Origin of the sequence: Aliiroseovarius crassostreae, assembly GCF_001307765.1 — a bacterium.
Taxonomy (GTDB): Bacteria; Pseudomonadota; Alphaproteobacteria; order Rhodobacterales; family Rhodobacteraceae; genus Aliiroseovarius; species Aliiroseovarius crassostreae.
The window spans coordinates 21,936-40,511 of sequence record NZ_LKBA01000019.1 but is presented as its reverse complement, the minus strand read 5'-3'; the positions used below and the strand labels follow the sequence as shown (position 1 = coordinate 40,511).

At 58.1% G+C, this 18,576-nt stretch carries 16 protein-coding genes, 1 tRNA gene and 5 pseudogenes; 15 read left to right on the top strand and 7 right to left on the bottom strand.

Annotation, left to right across the window (positions count from 1 at the left end):
• Positions 1 to 10: 10 nt before the first annotated feature.
• Together AKJ29_RS12890 and AKJ29_RS12885 are read left to right on the top strand one after the other, a co-directional pair.
• Entirely contained in the window at positions 11 to 922 is a 912-nt protein-coding gene (locus AKJ29_RS12890; protein WP_055191472.1) for a hypothetical protein, read from the top strand.
• On the top strand, positions 909 to 1,145 hold the full coding sequence (locus tag AKJ29_RS12885; RefSeq protein WP_139231493.1) for a hypothetical protein: 237 nt from the start codon (positions 909 to 911) through the stop codon (positions 1,143 to 1,145). Before AKJ29_RS12890 ends, AKJ29_RS12885 begins: the two co-directional genes overlap by 14 nt.
• A 114-nt stretch (positions 1,146 to 1,259) precedes the next feature.
• On the opposite strand, the pseudogene AKJ29_RS20680 reads toward AKJ29_RS12885, so the two are convergent.
• Both AKJ29_RS20680 and AKJ29_RS12880 read right to left on the bottom strand, forming a co-directional pair.
• Positions 1,260 to 1,364 (bottom strand): annotated as a pseudogene (locus tag AKJ29_RS20680) (IS1/IS1595 family N-terminal zinc-binding domain-containing protein); the annotation flags it as partial.
• Positions 1,365 to 1,845: 481 nt separating this feature from the next.
• Positions 1,846 to 4,371, bottom strand: a complete 2,526-nt coding sequence (locus AKJ29_RS12880) for an ATP-dependent helicase (RefSeq protein WP_074963833.1) — start codon at positions 4,369 to 4,371, stop codon at positions 1,846 to 1,848.
• 254 nt (positions 4,372 to 4,625) lie between these two features.
• Here AKJ29_RS12880 and topA point away from each other — a divergent pair, with 254 nt between their 5' ends.
• Positions 4,626 to 7,205, top strand: a complete 2,580-nt coding sequence (gene topA, locus AKJ29_RS12875) for a type I DNA topoisomerase (RefSeq protein ID WP_055191470.1) — start codon at positions 4,626 to 4,628, stop codon at positions 7,203 to 7,205.
• Positions 7,206 to 7,620: 415 nt separating this feature from the next.
• Positions 7,621 to 7,830: pseudogene (locus AKJ29_RS20620) on the top strand (zinc ribbon domain-containing protein); the annotation flags it as partial.
• Positions 7,831 to 7,845: 15 nt separating this feature from the next.
• Here the strand turns inward: AKJ29_RS20620 and AKJ29_RS18470 are convergent.
• Complete coding sequence (locus tag AKJ29_RS18470; RefSeq protein WP_063139433.1) at positions 7,846 to 8,160, bottom strand: hypothetical protein; 315 nt, start codon at positions 8,158 to 8,160, stop codon at positions 7,846 to 7,848.
• A gap of 223 nt (positions 8,161 to 8,383) precedes the next feature.
• Positions 8,384 to 8,460, bottom strand: a tRNA-Arg gene (locus tag AKJ29_RS12865).
• Positions 8,461 to 8,711: 251 nt separating this feature from the next.
• On the opposite strand from AKJ29_RS12865, the pseudogene AKJ29_RS20135 reads away from it, so the two are divergent.
• A pseudogene (locus AKJ29_RS20135) lies at positions 8,712 to 8,969 on the top strand (transposase); the annotation flags it as partial.
• A 105-nt stretch (positions 8,970 to 9,074) separates the two neighbouring features.
• Here AKJ29_RS20135 and AKJ29_RS12855 read toward each other — a convergent pair.
• A pseudogene (locus AKJ29_RS12855) lies at positions 9,075 to 9,536 on the bottom strand (IS3 family transposase); the annotation flags it as partial.
• A gap of 507 nt (positions 9,537 to 10,043) precedes the next feature.
• Here AKJ29_RS12855 and AKJ29_RS20340 point away from each other — a divergent pair.
• Positions 10,044 to 10,172 (top strand): hypothetical protein, encoded by a 129-nt coding sequence (locus AKJ29_RS20340; RefSeq protein ID WP_261172608.1) that lies wholly within the window; start codon positions 10,044 to 10,046, stop codon positions 10,170 to 10,172.
• 59 nt (positions 10,173 to 10,231) lie between these two features.
• Here the strand turns inward: AKJ29_RS20340 and AKJ29_RS20615 are convergent.
• Together AKJ29_RS20615 and AKJ29_RS12845 are read right to left on the bottom strand one after the other, a co-directional pair.
• Positions 10,232 to 10,435, bottom strand: a pseudogene (locus tag AKJ29_RS20615) (recombinase family protein); the annotation flags it as partial.
• A 208-nt stretch (positions 10,436 to 10,643) separates the two neighbouring features.
• Positions 10,644 to 11,366 (bottom strand): hypothetical protein, encoded by a 723-nt coding sequence (locus AKJ29_RS12845; RefSeq protein WP_055191466.1) that lies wholly within the window; start codon positions 11,364 to 11,366, stop codon positions 10,644 to 10,646.
• 223 nt (positions 11,367 to 11,589) lie between these two features.
• Here AKJ29_RS12845 and AKJ29_RS12840 point away from each other — a divergent pair, with 223 nt between their 5' ends.
• The 9 genes from AKJ29_RS12840 (at position 11,590) to AKJ29_RS12800 (ending at position 18,576) form a co-directional block, all read left to right on the top strand.
• A complete protein-coding gene (locus tag AKJ29_RS12840; RefSeq protein ID WP_055191464.1) occupies positions 11,590 to 12,738 on the top strand; it encodes a recombinase zinc ribbon domain-containing protein in 1,149 nt (382 codons plus the stop codon).
• Positions 12,739 to 12,824: 86 nt separating this feature from the next.
• A complete protein-coding gene (locus AKJ29_RS12835; RefSeq protein WP_055191462.1) occupies positions 12,825 to 13,199 on the top strand; it encodes a hypothetical protein in 375 nt (124 codons plus the stop codon).
• On the top strand, positions 13,196 to 13,744 hold the full coding sequence (locus tag AKJ29_RS12830; protein WP_055191460.1) for a head-tail connector protein: 549 nt from the start codon (positions 13,196 to 13,198) through the stop codon (positions 13,742 to 13,744). The genes AKJ29_RS12835 and AKJ29_RS12830 overlap by 4 nt, the downstream gene beginning before the upstream one ends.
• Entirely contained in the window at positions 13,741 to 13,968 is a 228-nt protein-coding gene (locus AKJ29_RS12825) for a hypothetical protein (RefSeq protein WP_055191458.1), read from the top strand. The genes AKJ29_RS12830 and AKJ29_RS12825 overlap by 4 nt, the downstream gene beginning before the upstream one ends.
• Before the next feature lie 436 nt (positions 13,969 to 14,404).
• Positions 14,405 to 16,057, top strand: coding sequence for a terminase TerL endonuclease subunit (locus AKJ29_RS12820; RefSeq protein WP_314732203.1), 1,653 nt, complete (start codon positions 14,405 to 14,407; stop codon positions 16,055 to 16,057).
• Complete coding sequence (locus AKJ29_RS12815; protein ID WP_055191456.1) at positions 16,048 to 16,389, top strand: head-tail adaptor protein; 342 nt, start codon at positions 16,048 to 16,050, stop codon at positions 16,387 to 16,389. Before AKJ29_RS12820 ends, AKJ29_RS12815 begins: the two co-directional genes overlap by 10 nt.
• Positions 16,386 to 16,724, top strand: a complete 339-nt coding sequence (locus tag AKJ29_RS12810) for an HNH endonuclease (protein ID WP_055191454.1) — start codon at positions 16,386 to 16,388, stop codon at positions 16,722 to 16,724. Before AKJ29_RS12815 ends, AKJ29_RS12810 begins: the two co-directional genes overlap by 4 nt.
• A gap of 2 nt (positions 16,725 to 16,726) precedes the next feature.
• Positions 16,727 to 17,998 carry a phage major capsid protein gene (locus AKJ29_RS12805; protein ID WP_055191452.1) on the top strand — a complete coding sequence of 424 codons (1,272 nt, stop codon included), beginning with the start codon at positions 16,727 to 16,729 and terminating at the stop codon, positions 17,996 to 17,998.
• The gene (locus AKJ29_RS12800) at positions 17,998 to 18,576 is read left to right on the top strand and encodes an HK97 family phage prohead protease (protein ID WP_055191450.1); all 579 of its coding nucleotides are present in this window, start codon (positions 17,998 to 18,000) and stop codon (positions 18,574 to 18,576) included. Before AKJ29_RS12805 ends, AKJ29_RS12800 begins: the two co-directional genes overlap by 1 nt.

Sequence of the window (18,576 nt, the reverse complement as noted above, 5' to 3'; positions counted from 1 at the left end):
CCTCGGGCCAATGGTCGCGGCTGGAGATTTCGGCCTGCCGAGGGCCTTTCGAGAACAGGCACGACTTTGGTCGGAGACGGAGTTCAAAGGCTACCTCGACAAAATGACCCACAATGTGGCCATTCGTCCCGATGAGGCCCCAGAGGTCGATCTGGGACTGCAGCTGCCTCACAGCGGCGCTCTGGTGCGCCAGGACGCCATGCAGATGGCCCATGCCTTCCAGATGCGTCATTTCCTCGGCAAAGGTTCTGAGCGCTTCGTTTTCGTCCTGGATGCTGATCCTGGGCTGGCGATGTCGTTCATCTCTGCCTTCGCTGGAAGGATCCAGGATGGCAGAGTGGATGTGATCGTCGTGGAGTTCGACAAGAACCAGTCCAACGATCAGCGCAACGTGTTGATGAACGAAGGCCGCAGGCAGCTGGAAGACGATAGCAATGTGCCTCGTCATATCTTCGATGACTTCGATCCAAGCACGAAGGACGAGATCAAGGACATCCTGGTGGAAAGCATGCTGGAAGACCTGCCGTTGGCAGCAACCTTCGAATGGCCCTACCACACGAAGTCGGAGCCGCATCGTTGCATGCGCATTTTGACCGATCGGGAGAGCATGGCGCCCGATCGCCGCGCGCGCCTCATGCGTCTGGCCACGCTACGCAGCGTTGATGCCTATTTCCATAAGGTCCGGAGCAATCTGAAGTTCGCAGAACGCCCTTCTCACACGCCAAGCGCCAACGGCCGCGCCTGGCATCGACATTACCTCTACAACCCTGAAACCATGGTGAAAATCGTCGATATCTACCGTTTCACGCACAACTGGATGGGCAAGCGCACAACAAAGGAAACCCCAGCGATGAAGCTGGGGTTCTCGCCTCAATATCCGGCAACTCGATCGCCGGATCCAACTGAAGATGAGCGGCCATGATGTAGCCGGAGTTGGCGTGGGCTGTGCAAAGATGCTGAACAGCGATTTGCGCTCTGGTCCGTTTGTTTGGCCAATTCAGATGCAGGGTTTGAGAATCCGATGCAAAACGGCGGCCAACTTTATCCCACTGCACGCGCTTGAAGTCGGCTTCGCGCTTGGCGGTGAAGTCGATGACGCGGTCATGAATGAAGTCGATCTTTCGATAGACATCGCGCGGAGATAGCTCCGTGAAATCGCAGATCTTGGTGATTGGCACGCCATTGGTGATCATCCAAAGGACATCACGGTTCGTGTGGCTGCGCTTCTGGCGACCCAGGCGCGTTCCTGTCGAGAACGTCTTGAGGCAGGATTTGCATTTCCAGCGTTGCGTGCCTTTCTGCGTCGTCCCCGCTTTTGATATAGCTCCGGGTTCTCGGATTGGGTCTTCCCGTGATTTACGCACTCCTCGGTGGAACAGGCATCTCTTGGAAATTCAGGGCGGAACTTCCGACGAAGGCGACGATATTCTTCGATGATCGCCTTGTTGTTCTTGATGATTGAGGTCTTTCCGCACCCGCCACACTGGAAGGTCTTTTCATCGCCGGATCCGATGACCCTGCCGCGCGGCATGTTCGGCTTGACCTTGCTCCGATTTTGCCCTCTTCTGTCGAATGGGTCTGGAGTCTCTGCAAAGAAATCACACTGAGGATTTCGGCAGAAATTTACGCTGATGCCAAAGGAAGGCAAAGGTAAGCGCCTACGAGCGCCTGACGAAGATTTCTTCGTGGCTGTTCCCACACTTTCTCTCCCGGTTTTTCCGAGTTTTTCTTATTATTGTGGGATAAGATTGGCCAGAAACTGGCCAACCAAAATCTTATTTTGCAACACTTATGGTAAAGGGCTGGCCCTTCGGACGCCTTTTGCATTTTTCAGACAGATCCCCCTCAGAACGGCACGTCGCCAGCCTGTTCCGCCGGAACCAGAAACTTGCCCAGCACCTTCTTGGCGCCCGCCCGGTCAAATTCGATATCAAGCTTATCGCCCTCAACCCCCATCACCGTGCCATAGCCGAATTTCTGATGAAAAACGCGGTTGCCCTGCGTGAAGGAGCTGACCGCCACCAGATCAATCACCAGACCTTTTGCCCCATTCGGGCTGGACTTGGCGCGCGCCCCCACGCCGGTATTGGCCTGCATCCGCTTCCATCCCGGCGAATTATAGGCATCCGCATGCCTGGCGCGCTGTTCGATCTGCGACCTGCCCCCCATATCAAAACCGCCCGCTGCGGCCCCATACCCGCCCCCGTAAAGGCCGGGCGGGGTCAGCACATCGACATGCTCTTCGGGCAGCTCATCAACGAAACGCGACGGCAGTTGCGATTGCCACTGGCCATAGACCCGACGATTCGAGGCAAAGGAAATCGTGCAGACCTCTTCCGCGCGGGTGATGCCCACATAGGCCAGGCGGCGTTCCTCTTCGAGCCCCTTGAGACCGCTTTCATCCATCGAACGCTGTGACGGGAACAGCCCGTCCTCCCAGCCTGGCAAAAACACGGCCGGATATTCCAGCCCCTTCGCCGCATGCAACGTCATGATCGTGACCTTTTCCTCGGCGTCGTCACTGTCATTATCCATGATCAGGCTGACATGCTCCAAGAACCCTTGCAGGTTTTCAAACGCTTCCAGCGCCTTCACCAGTTCCTTGAGGTTTTCAAGCCGCCCCGGAGCCTCAGGCGTTTTGTCGTTCTGCCAATGGCCGGTATAGCCAGATTCGTCGAGGATCATTTCGGCCAGCTCGATATGCGTCTTGGGCAGGTCCTTGGGCAGCGCGCTCAGATCCAGCGCCAATTCCCTCGGCTGTTCGATCAGCGCATCGTCATCGGAAAGGGGCAGCCCCTGCACCCGCAAAATGGCGTGCCAGCGATCCAGCCCGTCGACCAGTTCCCGGAGCCCCTTGGCCCCCTTGCCCTTGATCGCGCCCTGCTCCACCGCAAGCCGCGCCCCTTCGACCAGCGACACGCCATTTGTGCGCGCCATGATCTGGATCGTCTGCACCGCCTTGTCGCCCAATCCGCGCCGGGGCGTGTTCACAATCCGCTCAAACGCCAGATCATCCTCCTGACTGACCGCCAGCCGGAAATAGGCCATGGCATCGCGGATCTCCATCCGTTCGTAAAAGCGCGGGCCGCCGATCACGCGATAGGGCAGACCGATGGTCAGGAACCGATCTTCAAAGGCGCGCATCTGGTGCGAGGCGCGCACGAGGATGGCGATATCGTCAAGCGAGCGGGTCTTTTCCAGATCGCGGTAGCGACCGCGCCCGGCCTGCGCATCCTCGATCTCTTCACCAATCCAACGCGCCTCTTCCTCGCCATCCCAGCAGCCCTTGAGACCCACCGGCTTGCCGCCTTCGGCCTCGGTCCACAGCTCTTTGCCCAGCCGGTTTTCATTGCCACGAATGACCCCGGCCGCCGCCCCCAGAATATGCGCGGTAGAGCGGTAGTTCTGCTCCAGCTTCACAACTTTCGCGCCGGGGAAATCAGCCTCGAACCGCAGGATATTGCCCACCTCGGCCCCGCGCCAGCCATAGATCGACTGGTCATCATCCCCCACACAGCAGATGTTCTTATGCCCCTGTGCAAGCAACCGCAGCCACAGGTATTGGGCGACGTTGGTGTCCTGGTACTCGTCGACGAGGATATATCTGAACCAGCGTTGATACTGCGCGAGAATATCCTCGTGCTTTTGAAAGATCGTGACCATATGCAAAAGCAGGTCACCAAAGTCACAGGCATTGAGCCCCTTCAGCCGCTCCTGATACTGGTAGTAGAGATCCACCCCATGACCGTTAAAGGCCGAGGCGTCCCCCGTCGGGACTTGCGCAGGGGTCCACGCCCGGTTCTTCCAATTGTCGATCACCCCGGACAAAAGTCGCGCGGGCCAGCGCTTTTCATCAATATCCGCCGCGACAATCAACTGTTTCAACAGGCGGTTCTGGTCATCTGTATCGAGGATGGTGAAGTTCGATTTCAGCCCAACCAGCTCTGCGTGGCGGCGCAGAAGTTTCACGCAGATCGAGTGGAACGTGCCCATCCAGGGCATGCCTTCGACGGTCTGTCCCAACAGCGCGGCGACCCTTTTTTTCATCTCACGCGCGGCCTTGTTGGTGAAGGTCACAGAGAGGATTTCATTGGGCTGGGCGGTGCGGGTGTGCAGCAGATGCGCAATCCGCGTGGTCAGGGCCTTGGTCTTGCCGGTGCCCGCGCCTGCCAGCATCAGGACCGGACCGTCCAACGCCTCAACCGCTTCGCGCTGAGCCGGGTTCAGTCCGTCAAGATAAGGGGTCGGATATGACGCCCCCATCCCCATAGCCCGCTGCGACAGCGGGATTTTCGGCGCAGCAGGCGCCATCGGGGCGGGTTCCCCAGCCTCGAACTCTTCGAACAGATCGTCGTCATCAATATCGCTCATACCGTCTCTTTAGCAATCTGGCCACAGCAGGGAAAGAGGGGCGTTCCACAAATGTTCCAGCCCTGCGGAACCGGTTTTGTCCCCATCTCGAAATCCACGTATTTTTCCGCCCCCTAAAGGGGGCGCGACATCGCTGACCTTATTATAGAGAGAAGTGCCATTGACAACGCCCCCCTTCCGGCCACATCTAGCGTCCCCAGATACCAACCCGCTTGCATCCCGAAAGCGGTGTGATTTGTTTACATGAGGATTGCATGCCCGTCGTTGTTGTCGAAAGCCCGGCCAAAGCTAAAACCATCAATAAATATCTCGGCAAGGATTATACGGTGCTGGCCTCTTATGGCCATGTGCGTGACCTGCCGGCCAAAAACGGTTCGGTCGATCCGGATCACGGGTTCGACATGGTGTGGGAGATCGGAAACGACTCGAAAAAACATGTGCGCGCCATTGCCGAGGCGCTGAAAGAAGACAACGCCCTGATCCTCGCAACCGACCCCGATCGCGAAGGGGAAGCGATTTCGTGGCATCTGGAAGAGGCGCTGCGCAAGCGCCGCTCAATCAAGAAAGACACGCCGGTCAGCCGCGTGACCTTCAACGCGATCACCAAGGATGCGGTGCTCGATGCGATGGCCAACCCGCGTCAGGTGGACAGCGATCTGGTCGAGGCCTATCTGGCCCGCCGGGCACTGGATTACCTTGTGGGCTTCAACCTGTCGCCGGTCCTGTGGCGCAAACTGCCGGGCGCGCGGTCTGCGGGGCGTGTGCAATCGGTCTGCCTGCGCCTGATCGTCGAACGCGAACAGGAAATCGAAGCTTTCCGGGCGCGTGAATACTGGTCGGTGAAAGCGGCGCTCACCACTCCGCGCGGGCAGGAATTCGAAGCAAAGCTGACGGTTCTGGGCGGCGACAAGCTCGACAAACACAGTCTTGCGAATGAAACCGCGGCTGAAATGGCCGTGCAGGCAATTTCCTCGCGCGATCTGACCGTGCGCTCGGTGGAAGCCAAACCCGCCAATCGCAACCCGTCACCGCCCTTCATGACCTCAACCCTGCAACAGGAAGCCAGCCGCAAGTTCGGCTTTGGCGCGCGCCAGACCATGTCGACCGCGCAGCGGCTTTATGAAGCGGGTTACATCACCTATATGCGGACCGACGGGATCGACATGGCGCCCGAAGCGGTCACCGCCGCGCGTGATGCAATTGCCGACCGTTATGGCAGGGAATTCACCCCGGAAAAACCCCGCGTTTACAAGAACAAGGCCAAGAATGCGCAGGAAGCGCACGAATGTATCCGCCCCACCGATATGACCGTCTCGGCCGAGGATCTGGGCCGGTTGGAACCCGATCAGCGCAAGCTTTACGACCTGATCTGGAAACGTACGCTCGCCAGCCAGATGGAAAGCGCCCGGTTTGAACGCACCACGGTTGAGATCGGATCAGACGATGGGCAGGTTGGCCTGCGCGCCACCGGGCAAGTGGTTGTCTTTGAAGGTTTCCTGAAGGTCTACGAAGAAGGCCGCGACGACGCGGTGGTCGATGAGGATGACAAGCGCCTGCCGCAGATCATGCAGGGCGAACCGGCTGCGAAACGCACGATCACGCCTGAGCAGCACTTCACCCAGCCCCCGCCCCGCTATACCGAGGCGACACTGGTCAAACGGATGGAAGAGCTGGGCATCGGCCGCCCGTCCACCTATGCCTCTGTGATCACCACGATCCAGGATCGCGAATATGTGCGCAAGGACAAGAACCGCCTGTTCCCCGAGGACAAAGGCCGGATCGTGACCATCTTCCTGGTCAATTTCTTCCGCAAATATGTGGGCTATGAGTTTACCGCGAACCTGGAAGAAGAACTGGATGAAATCTCGGCGGGTGAGGCCAATTACAAGGATGTACTGACCCGGTTCTGGCGTGATTTCTCGGCTGCGATCGGTGAGACATCCGAGCTGCGCATTTCCGAAGTGCTCGACAAGCTGGACGCGGCCCTTGCCCCGCAGCTTTACCCGCCGCGCGAAGACGGCTCCGACCCGCGCAGCTGCCCCAAATGCGGCACTGGTCAACTGCATCTGAAAACCTCACGCACCGGCGGGTTTGTCGGCTGCGGAAACTACCCTGAATGCAACTATACCCGCCCGATTTCCGGCGAAGGGGCAGAAGGGTATGAGCGGGTTCTGGGCGAGGATAATGGCGATGAGATCCACCTGAAATCCGGTCGTTTCGGTCCCTATGTTCAACGCGGCGAAGTCACGCCCGAGAACAAAAAACCGCCACGCTCCTCACTGCCAAAACAAGGCAAGGAGTTCCTGCCCGGCTGGGGTCCGAATGAGCTGACGCTGGAACAGGCCGTGACCCTTCTGACCCTGCCGCGCACCATTGGCCAGCACCCGGACGGGGGCGCGATCCAATCGAACCTTGGCCGGTTTGGGCCTTACATTGCGCACCAATTGCCCGACGAGGAAAAACCGGTTTACGTGAACCTCAAGGAAACACTGGACGTGTTTGAGATCGGCATGAACCGCGCGGTCGAAATGCTCGCGGAGAAGCGCGCCAATCCGGGCCGTGGTCGCGGACGTGCGGCCGCCAAGCCGCTCAAGGAACTGGGGGAACACCCGGAGGACGGGGGGGCTGTGAACATCCTTGATGGGCGCTATGGGCCTTATGTGAAATGGGAAAAGGTCAATGCGACCATTCCAAACGATGTGAAACCCGAAGACGTGACAATGGAGATGGCCGTGGCGCTGATTGCTGAGAAATCGGCGAAAAAGAAGCCTGCCAAGAAGAAAGCTGTCGCCAAAAAGGCTGCACCAAAGAAAAAGGCCGCGGCCAAGAAGTGATCCCGTTCGTATGAACGAAAAAGCTCCGTCGATCTTTCTGACGCATTCCATGCTGCGGGACACACTAACAACAAACACTGTCGTGCAAGTCGCGGCAGGGTTTTGTTTTTTGGTCGGAAAAAACGACCCAAGGCGGAACCGGGTTGAACTGAGGTTCCGATGACAGGCTTGGCTAAATTCAATTTCAAACTCTCACAGCTCTATCCAGGTACCGGCGAGCACAAGCTGAACACCTGTGGCAATCCCGACTGTTCCAATTTCGGCCAGCCTATGACCGAGCGGGCCGAGCGGAAAGATTACTGGCAAACAATGTGAACCGCCCCGTTTTTCCCGAAGGCTGATTACTCCGTTTCAGGCGACTTTATCGAACTCGTTGCAGTGTTCATAGAGCTTCTCCTCTGCCTCTGCTGGCGGGATGTTTCTGATGGGTTGCAGCAGGCGACAGTTGTTGAACCAGTCGACCATCCAAGAGCGTCGAAACAGCAAGGGCATCGCCGCCAAGCACCCTGACATCAGCAAGGACTTTCCTTTGCGTGGTTCGGTCAATTGTGCCTGCTGCGACAAGCCGATGACGGCCTATTGGTCACCCAGTGCGACAGGGAAGCGATACCCATATTACAACTGCCAGACCCGCGATTGTTCAGAGTATCGCAAAAGCATCCGCGCGGAAAAGATTGATGGTGGGTTTGAAAGTATTCTCCGTGCGATGACGCCAAGCAAAAACATCCTCGATATTACTATGTCGATGTTGAAAGACGCTTGGGATCAACGGGGTGATCAGGCCAAGCAAGCGAAGGTCGAAATTAGACGCCAACACAAAGAGCTGGATAAGCAACAAGATGCGCTTGTCGAACGCATGGTCGAGGCTTCGAATCCAAAAGTCATGGCTGCGCTCGAAAGCAAGATTGCAAAGCTGGAAGACGACAAGCTCTTGCTGAGTGACAAGCTCTCCCAAAGCACCAAACCCAAGAGCACACTGTCCGAAATTATCGAACTATTGAGAGACTTCCTCTCAAACCCTTGGAATATCTATGAAAACGGATCGCTCCTTGTAAAGAAAACCATCCTAAAAACGGCCTTCAAAGTCCCATTGGCGTATGACCGCCAAAACGGTTATCGAACTCCACAAGTGTCTGTAATATTTGATTTTTTAGCGGATTTCACAACAAAATGTGAAATGGTGCACCTAGCACGATTCGAACGTGCGACCTCTGCCTTCGGAGGGCAGCGCTCTATCCAGCTGAGCTATAGGTGCGTTGAGGCCGGTATAGGACAAGCGCCAAGGGCCTGCAATATGAAAAGGGCGCCCAATGGCCCAGCCCCTGTCGGTAAATGCTGAAACTCCGCGAGTATTTTTCCTGCGGAGTTTTCCCATCACAAATCTGCGACCCAATTCCTCTTGATCGTCAAAGAGATGCAAGATGGTCGGATTACTTACAGAGAGGTGGTCGCGGAAATTGGGGCCAGTCGTTAAGGTGGATCGTATGACGAAAGTGATGAACCAAAATGAAGAAAAGAAAGAACCATTCGCCCGAGTTCAAGGCCAAGGTTGCGCTTGAGGCGATCCGCGAAGAAATGACGTTGGCTGAGCTGTCCAAGAAGTACGGCGTCCATCCGACAAAGATCGGAACGTGGAAGCGCGCAGCGATAGAGAACATGGCGACAGCATTTACCCGCCGGGGTTCGCCCCCAGAACAGGTGAGCGCCGCCGACGTTGACAAGCTGCACTCGAAGATCGGCCAGTTGGTGGTGGAACGGGATTTTTTAGCCGAAGCCCCGCATCAGTTGCTCGGGACGCGCCCCTCTCGTGACCTTGCCTTTGGCAAGGCACTGGACCTGTCGCGCTTTCGTGCCGCCCCAGGTGCTCGTTTAAGCCAGCTTCCGTTCGAATGCCACGGGGCTTTTCCAGCCCAGTGCTGAGTGACGGCGGCGCGGATTATAGAACCCGTTGATGCATTCAAAGATCGCCATCTCAGCCTGCCGTCGTGTTTCCCATGACCGTCGCCAGATCAGTTCGGCCTTGTTGGTTTTGAAGAACATCTCGACGGCTGCATTGTCATAACAATTTCCTTTTCCGCTCATGGAGACTTTGAAGCCATGCTGGCGCAGGATTTTCTGATAGTCATGCGAACAGTATTGGCTGCCGCGATCGCTGTGGAAGATGCAGCCTTTCGGCGGAGTCCTGAATGCTACCGCCATCTTCAACGCCCGGATCGCCAAATCGCGCTTCATGCGATTGCTGACTGCCCAGCCGACAACACGTCGTGAATACTGGTCAATGATGACAGCCGGATTGAGCCAGCCCTGCTGCGTCCAAATATAGCTGATATCATGGACATATCCGTCTATCAGAGGGGACTGCGGATCGGCCAGGTCAATGAGTTTCAGGTGATGCTGATCATGCAGTAGGCCTTCAGAAACGAACCGCTCGCGCACTTCGTCAACCGACAACCCATCTTCGAGCAAATCCTTGCACCACGTATCCCAAGAGCCAATACTCGGTTCAGCGTTGTCCCATTCTGTGTCCCGCTCACGGTCATCATTCGCGATATTGTCCCGCATTGCGACTGCCGAATGTCGCTCTGCCTCGTCTGCCGCGGACTTGACGCGGGTCCACCAAGCACCGACTTGCTCTCGCAATTCAGGATTCGTTTTCGATACGCGCCCAGAAAACCAGCTATTGAGAGAGTTTAGCGACATATCGAGATCTAGGGTTTTGTACCACCAGGTTGCTTTGGCAATCTGCGCCATCCACTCTCGTAGATCATCACCGGGGTCGTTAGCTGGCAGATACTTTCGCGGGTGCGCTATTTGATCCTCATAAAGACCGTCGATAGCTTGGACGATACCCTCCCAGACTTCCTGTCCGTCCAGCGCGCGATGCCACGAACTGTAATTTTTGCCTTGGTCAAACGGATCATCTTCGAACTCCTGATTGCTGAGATCGACAATGCGCTGCCGACGTGAACGCCTCTGGCTTTGGCTGCCGCCATGCCAGCTTTGGTGCGTTCAGAGATGAGATTACGTTCATACTCAGCAAACACCGCAAGCTGACCATAGATCATTTGTCCGACTGCTGTGTTGGTGTCGATGCCTTGCGTGATGGCGTGAAAGTTGACGCCGCGATCTCTGAGGTCATTCAATATCTGCAATAATTGTATGGTAGAACGCCCCAAACGATCCAACTTCCAGACTACAAGTGTGTCACCTGCTTGAAGGCATTCAAACAGCTCGTTCAGGCCGTATCTGTCTGTGATGGCAGGGTGCGGGCGCAGCGTCTATCGCTGATGATCTTGGCAGTCCCGAAGATTTCTTCAAGGATTTGGAAATTGCCAAGCTCGGCGATCCTTCAAGATATGGCGAACTGAAAACCCAAGGTGCTCAGGAATGGGCTAAGCTATGGCCTTGCAATGAAGCCCTTAAAAAGATCTTGGGTGGTCACTTCACAAATTGAACCGTGATGCGATGTAGGATGTTTGCTCTGTCCGCAATCCATGTGTTGAGGCTTTGAATGCTGGTCGGGATGTCATCATTCGGGGCCGTGATCAGTACAAACTCATGCACGCCTTCATCATGGTTTTCGGTCAATGGATCAAGTTTGCCATCGGGCATTTTGGGCAATTGGTTTTGACCTAATTGGATTGGCGTACTTACCTCGCCAACGGGGCCAAGCGGGATATTGTGCCAATGACCTCTTACCCCCTGCATGGCGATGGCATGACCATCTGTTTCACTATCCAGCTCAAAGCAAAACCGCTGACCCAGTCGAATGGTTGCCTCGGCTGGCTTCAACTGGCTTTCGCGTTCCACGATGCCCATTGTCAGTGGGACAAGCACAAGGCGGAAACGATCTGAGATAGCTCGCTCGTTTACGATGGAATGCCATCGTTGTTCAGGCGTCTCAGGGAATATCTCAGGCGCAAGGCGGTGGGCCAGATCGAAATAGTGCTCAAGCAGCCATTGGTGGATTAGCGCGGCATATGTGGCGGCGATCTCGCCTCGGCGCATATTGCGTACATAATCCTGCCCTCGTGCAACGGGATACCCCACAGCGTCATCCATGATGAGTTCAGGCGTTTTACGCGGATCAAGATCAGCGAGCGCCTTGAGGACTGGATATAGCTTCGCCTTGTCGGCCTTATTCTTTGGATCAAATGACATGTCTCCTCATACACCCGTATTCATCCCCTGAACACCCGAGATAGCCACAGCCTTGCCATGCTAGGGACAGGTTAAGCGCATAGGATCATTCAGAGATTTTCCTTGCGTGGCCGCAGGGAAATGTGGTTATATGTTCTATATTTGTTCTCACTGTGCGCCCCGAGTATCTGGCGACGTGAGAAAGACATTTTCCAAAAACCAATTTGAAGAAAGGAGCACGTGCATGACCTGTCCGCCTGATAAAAATAATACGCCCACACGCCCCAGCCTCTCCGTTGATTGGGAGGCATACGCCACAATGCTGGAAGACAGCGATATGCCGCTGGATCAGCAACAAGAACTGATCGAAACCCTTTGGTCTATCGTCGTGATGTTCGTTGACCTCGGATACGACATCAAACCCGTTCCGCAAATCTGTGGAGAAGATCAGGAAGCATTGGATCGGGAGTCCGCTGATTTGGTATCCTTGTTGCACAACGAATGGGCGCAGAAGGTGACGGACATGCTCAACCGTGTGATCTATGCTGGTTACATTGAGCATGAGCAGTGGGGCATCACACGCCGCCAAGGCCACCACCAAGCTTTGATCTCATTGGAGACCTATCAAACCATCCAAGAGCGTCGAAACAGCAAAGGTATCGCCGCCAAGCGCCCTGACATCAGCAAGGACTTTCCTTTGCGTGGATCAGTCAATTGTGCCTGCTGCGACAAACCGATGACGGCCTATTGGTCGCGCAGTGCGACGGGGAAGCGTTACCCGTACTACAACTGTCAAACCCGTGATTGTTCGGAGTATCGCAAGAGCATCCGCGCTGAAAAAATTGATGATGGGTTTGAGAATATTCTCCGCTCGATGACGCCAAGCAAAAACATGCTCGATATCGCTATATCGATGTTGAAAGACGCATGGGATCAACGGGGTGATCAGGCCAAGCAAGCAAAGGCTGAAATCAGACGCCAGCACAAAGAGTTGGATAAGCAGCAGGATGCGCTTGTCGAACGCATGGTCGAAACCTCGAATCCAAAGGTCATGTCTGCGCTTGAAACCAAGATTGCGAAGCTGGAAGAGGACAAGCTTTTGCTGACAGACAAGCTATCCCAAAACACCAAACCGAAGAGCACACTGTCGGAAATTATCGAACTATTGAGAGACTTCCTCTCAAACCCTTGGAATATCTATGAAAACGGATCGCTCCTTGTGAAGAAAACCATCCTGAAAACGGCTTTCAAGGCACCATTGGCATACGACCGCCAAAATGGTTATCGAACTCCACAAGTGTCTGTAATTTTTGATTTTTTAGCGGATTTCACATCAAAATGTGAAATGGTGCCCCCACACGGACACGCGAAACAAGAAAAAACAATGCCTTAACATCGCCAGATAGTAATAAAGTCGTAACTGGCGCAGGCGATGGGGTGAAGAAAAGGCCCCGCAAATCCTCCTCTCTGTCCAAATTCATGAAGCCCGAACACAAGCGCATGTCGCGCATGATGGGCTACACGTTGACCCTTGGCGGCTATGACGCATGGGAAGGCTTTTCGCTGGTGGCGATGGCCCGCATGACGCCCGAAGAGCGCGCGGCGCTGGCGTGGGCTGCAATGCGTTCGCTGGACACGCCGGAACAGGCCGAACTGGTCGCAGAGTCCGTTCTTAAACCTGCTGACTACCCTCTGCCGACTTTCCTCAGTCCGTTGGCAGATGCGCGCTGGCACGCCTCGTTGGCGACCACGAAAGAGCGCAAGGCTTACGCGCTGGCGCACTACGAGGCGCTTTCGCCGCGCGAACAGATGGCTTTCCGCAAACACATTTCCGAAGTGGAGATTGCCACATGAAGATGCTGACCCAACGCATTCCGTCTGGGGCTGCACTGCCCTTCGATCTGGAAAACCTGAAACTGCACATCCGCGCGCCCGATGATTCCGAGGATGGCGCGATCACCAACATCGGCCTGACGGCGGCGGCGGAACTGGAACAGTTTGCCCAGATCGCGCTGCTGACCCAGACCATCCGCGTCACCATCTTTGATCTGAGCAATGGCAGCGGGATTGATCTGCCCATCGGCCCGGTTGCGGACGCTGACACTCCGACCGTCACCATCAACGGTTCGGCCTTCACCGACTTTGACTTTGTGGGCGGCAACCGCCCGCACATCCGCTGGCAGTCGTCGTATTTCACCCTCGCCCCCAGCCATATCGTGATCGAGTATCAGGCGGGCTTTGGAGCGGCGGCATCGGACATACCGGCTGACTTGTCTCAGGCCCTCATGGATCAGGCTGCACTGCACTATGACGGGCGATCCCCGATAGACGCCAAGAGCCTCACCACATCGCCGCATATGGCCCGCGTGGGCGCGCGGTATCGCGGGGTGCAGGCATGACCGATCTGGAACTGGACGAAATCCTGACACTGCATTGGCCGCGCGTGATGCGCCGCGCCATGCGCGATGGCGATGAATGGGCGCAGGGCTTTGCTAAGTCCATCGCCCGCCACGGCAAACGCCAGTCTTGGCGTCCATCCCCCAAGCAGGCGCACATCATGCGCCGCATGATCAACGATCTGGCGACCGCGCCGGATGACGAACTTGAACTGATTGAGAGGTAGCGAAAGCGGCGACCCTGCGCGCCACCCCAGACGCAGGGCCGATGTAGTGGAACGGGTTAGCAACGGTGGCTCCACATCGGTCAGCCTACCACGGGCGGGATCAAAGGCAAAGGGCAGTCCGAAAGGTTGAGGCCCGATCCCCGGCACCGCGTTCATGGTGTCGCAAGCAGCAACCGACTGATCAGCGGGAACGCACGACTGATCAGGCCCAAGCGATGGCCCGGCTCCGGCGAGCAGGTGACTTCACGCAGAGGGCTTAGGGACTGCCGCAGCCGCGCGCTGTGGGCAGTCGTCCTATGCCCTTCGCTCCGACCCTCACCATCGAGCAGAGGGACAAGAGCACAACGATTGAACAAAGCGCTACGCGCGAAACGAGGAAACAATGTCAGACGCGGCAACGAAAAAAAGAGAGTGGAGGAAAGCAGACGGTTCGCTGTTGGAGTCCGACCGTGAGGCCGCGCGCGCCGATCTGTTCGATGGCATCAAAGCCGATCCCGAAACTGGTCCCAATGCCGCAACATCTGTCCATGCGGGGAACCGTGGATGGGAGTTTTCTCTTTTCGCGCAGGATGCTGAGGGAACGCCTGCCGAACGAGCTATGCAATTCATGCATGGACTTCGCATCCCGGAAGGCCCGAACGCCGGAAAGCCGGTTTCCCTCGCCCCTTTCCAGAGCAAATTCATCACTGGGGCGATGGCAGACGACACCGCCAACGCCATTCTCAGCATCGGGCGCGGCAACGGCAAATCCGCGATCACGGCTGGCCTTGCCCTCGGCGGTCTGATCGGCGTTTGGGATCGCCAGCCCCGGCGCGAAATCATCGCAGCCGCCCGGACGCGGGATCAGGGCCGGATCATCTGGGATTTTGTCGCCGGTTTTGCTGCGACCCTTCCCCTCGAACTGCAACGCCGTCTGATTTACCGCCGCGCCCCACGCCTCGAAATCGAGTTTGAGGGCGATGGCGGCGGGCATGTGCTGCGCGTGATCGCGGCAGATGGCAAGTCCGCCCTCGGCGGCGCTCCAACAATGGCAATCTTGGACGAACGCGGTCACTGGGCGCTGGACCGGGGCGACGAACTGGAACACGCGCTGTTGTCCGGTCTGGGCAAGCGCGATGGCCGCGCCTTCCTGATCAGCACATCCGCCAGCGACGACACGCACCCCTTTTCCCGGTGGATAGACGACCCTCTGCCCGGCACCTACGTTCAAGAGCATCGACCCGCGCCGGGCTTGCCTGCCGATGACCCCGAAAGCCTGCTGATCGCCAACCCCGGCGCGCCGCATGGAATCGGCGGATCGCTGGAATGGCTGGAAGCGCAAGCAAAACGGGCGATTGCGCGGGGCGGATCAAGCCTCACATCCTTCCGCCTCTACAACCGCAATGAGCGCGTGTCCGGTGAAGCCCGCGACATGCTGATCACGCTGGACGAATGGCTTAGCTGCGAAACCAATAGCCTGCCGCCGCGTGAGGGTGGTTGTGTGATCGGGATCGACCTTGGCGGCTCTGCATCCATGACGGCGGCGGCGTTCTACTGGCCTGCGACTGGCCGTCTCGAATGCCTCGGCACTTTCCCCTCCATGCCGAACCTGCTGGACCGGGGGCAGACCGATGGCGTGGCGGGCCGGTATGTCGAGATGCAAGAGCGCGGCGAACTGAGCGTCCTCGGCGATAAGACGGTGCCGGTTGCCCCGTGGCTGGTCGAAGTCATGCGCCATGTTGAGGATCAGCCGATCCTTGCCCTGACCATGGACCGCTACAAGCAGGCTGAATTGGGCGAAGCCATTGCCCGCGCCGGGATCCGCGCGCCGCTGGTCTGGCGTGGTCAGGGCTTCCGTGATGGTGGCGAAGATGCAGAGCGGTTCCGCCGTGCCGCCTTTGACGGGCAGGTGAAGGCCAAGCCGTCCCTGCTTTTGCGCTCTGCCTTCGCCGATACCGTCTGCCTCAGAGACCCCGCCAACAACATCAAGATCGCCAAGGCGCGCAGCACGGGCCGGATCGACGCCGCCGCCGCGTCGGTGCTGGCCGTCGCACAAGGCGCGCGCGTGGCGGCTCAACCCCAGACGAAAGCGAGAATGCAATGGTTTTGAACGCCGGAAATCTCAGCCGCCGGATTCAAATCCAGCGGGCAACATCAACCCCGGATGGATACGGAAACTGGGTGCAAGATTGGGCCGATTTTGGCGTCCCGATCTTCGCGCGGCGGCGCGACGTGTCAGATGCAGAGCGCGTCAGCGCGGCGCATTGGGACAATCGGCTTGTGACCCGTTTCATCATCCGCGCCACGGCGTTTGGGCGCAGCATCGCCCGGTATGACCGCCTTGTGCATGACGGAATCACTTTCGAGATCGACGGCATCAAGGAAGTCCCAGACAACCGCGCATTTCTCGAAATTACCGCCAAATCGGATGACGTGCCATGAGCGTCCGCAAAGAGCATCACCGGCATTCCCGAAAAGTCACCCGAACGAAACGCTGGAAGGCGCTGCGGGCTGAAATCCTCGAACGCGACGGATACCGCTGCAAGTCCTGCGGCTGCGGCGGGCGCTTGGAAGTGGATCACATCAAGCCGGTCAGGACGCATCCCGAACTGTCCTATGAGCCGCGCAACCTTCAGGCGCTTTGCCCCGGTTGCCACACCCGAAAAACAAGGATCGAGTGCGGGCATCCCCCGCCCCGAGAGGACCGCCGAGATTGGCGGCAAGCAGTCGAGTCGCTTGCGCGGCCCGATACCACCCCTGTTGAGCAGAAAGGATAACCATGCTCGAATCAGTGAAGATCGCCCGGCGGCAAAGCGAAATCCGCCAGAACCTCGCCGAACTGGCGGGCAAGGAAACCCCGTCCGAGGACGAAGTGCGCAAGATGGATGAACTGGATCGGGAATACCGTTCCAACGAAACCCGTTACCGCGCCGCCCTGATTGCCGAGGACACCGAACGCCGCGATGCTGGCGACGAACTGGAAACCCGCTCTGCGCAGGAATGGGCCGAACTCATGGCCGGTTTCGAGATGCGCCAGGTCGCGCTTGCCCTGGACGAAGGGCGTCAGCTTGACGGGCAAACGGCGGAAATCGTGACCGAACTGCGCAGCGCAGGCGGTTTCCGTGGCATCCCGGTTCCGTGGCAGGCCCTCGAAGTCCGGGCAGGTGAAACCGTCGCGGGCGGCACACCGAACCAGATCCAGACCCGCCCCATCATCGACCGGTTGTTCCCGGACAGTGTGGCGGCGCGCATGGGGGCGCAGATGATCAGCATCGACGCTGGCGCGGTGGAATGGCCGGTGACGACCTCGGCCGTCACGGCGGGCTGGGCAGATGGCGAGACGGCAAACGTGGCAGGTCCGACCACCTACGCCACCACTGACCGCGCCATGGCACCGGATCACAACCTTGGCATTCAGATGCGGATCACCCGCAAGGCGCTCAAGCAGTCCGGGGCAGCGCTTGAACAGGCGGTGCGGCGTGACATGAACGGCGCAATGGGCGCGGCCATGGATCAGGCTGCATTCCTCGGCACCGGGGCCAATGGTCAGCCGCTTGGCGTGATCACCGGGGCAGCGACCTACGGCATCACGTCCACGGCGGTGGATGCACTGGCAAGCTGGGGCGCATTCCGCTCTGCCGTCACCCGCTTCATGACCGCCAATGCCGCCGGTTCGCCGGATGCGGTGCGGGCGCTGATCCGGCCCGAACTTTGGGACTATCTGGACAGTGTGTTGATCAGCGGCACGGCGGTTTCCGAATGGGACCGGCTGGTGAAAAACCTGCCCTCGGCCAACATCGCCATGACGAACAACGCGCTTGCCGCGCCGTCTGGGACGCCCTCTGCAACCTCTTCGCTGCTGACCACCTCGGCGGGCGGTGTCGCGCCCATCTTTGTCGGTGCATGGGGCGCGGTGGACATGATCCGCGATCCCTATAGCGATGCACAATCCGGCGGTCTGCGCATCACGGCGCTGGCAACCATGGATGTGACCGTTGCGCGCCCGGCTCAGCTTGAACTGCTGACCGGCCTCGAACTGGAAGCCGCATAATGCTCTGGGGCGCTCACATTGGCAGCCTAGAGCTGCGCACCGAGGGCGGGGAAACCCGCCTTCGGGCATCCTTCCCATATGGTCGGGAAACCGTGCTGGCCGAAGGCATTGGCGCAGGGCGTGAGCGTCGTGAGATGATCGCAGCCCGTGCCTTTGCGGATTGGCTGGAACGCGGCGAGGACGTGCATTTTCTGTCCGGCCATGACTTCAACAAGCCGCTGGCGTCACGTTCCGCCGGCACTCTGACCCTGACCGAAAATGACGACGCGCTGACCATAGAGGCGACAATCAGTGCTGACATGGGGCAGGTCAGCTATGTGCGGGACTTCCTGACCGCCAACGCCGCTGGCCTTGTGCGCGGTCTGTCACCCGGCTTTCGCGTCCGCCCCGGCGGCGAGACGGTAGAGGAACGCGGCAATGCGATCCTGCGCACCATCAAGGCGGCGGACCTGATCGAAATCAGCGCGGTCACGAAACCCGCCTATCCCCAAGCACAGATCGAAGCCCGGAACTGGCAACCCATTGGTGAGGTGGCAAAGCGTCTGGCGCACCGCCCCGCCGCGATCCGGTGGAGGTGA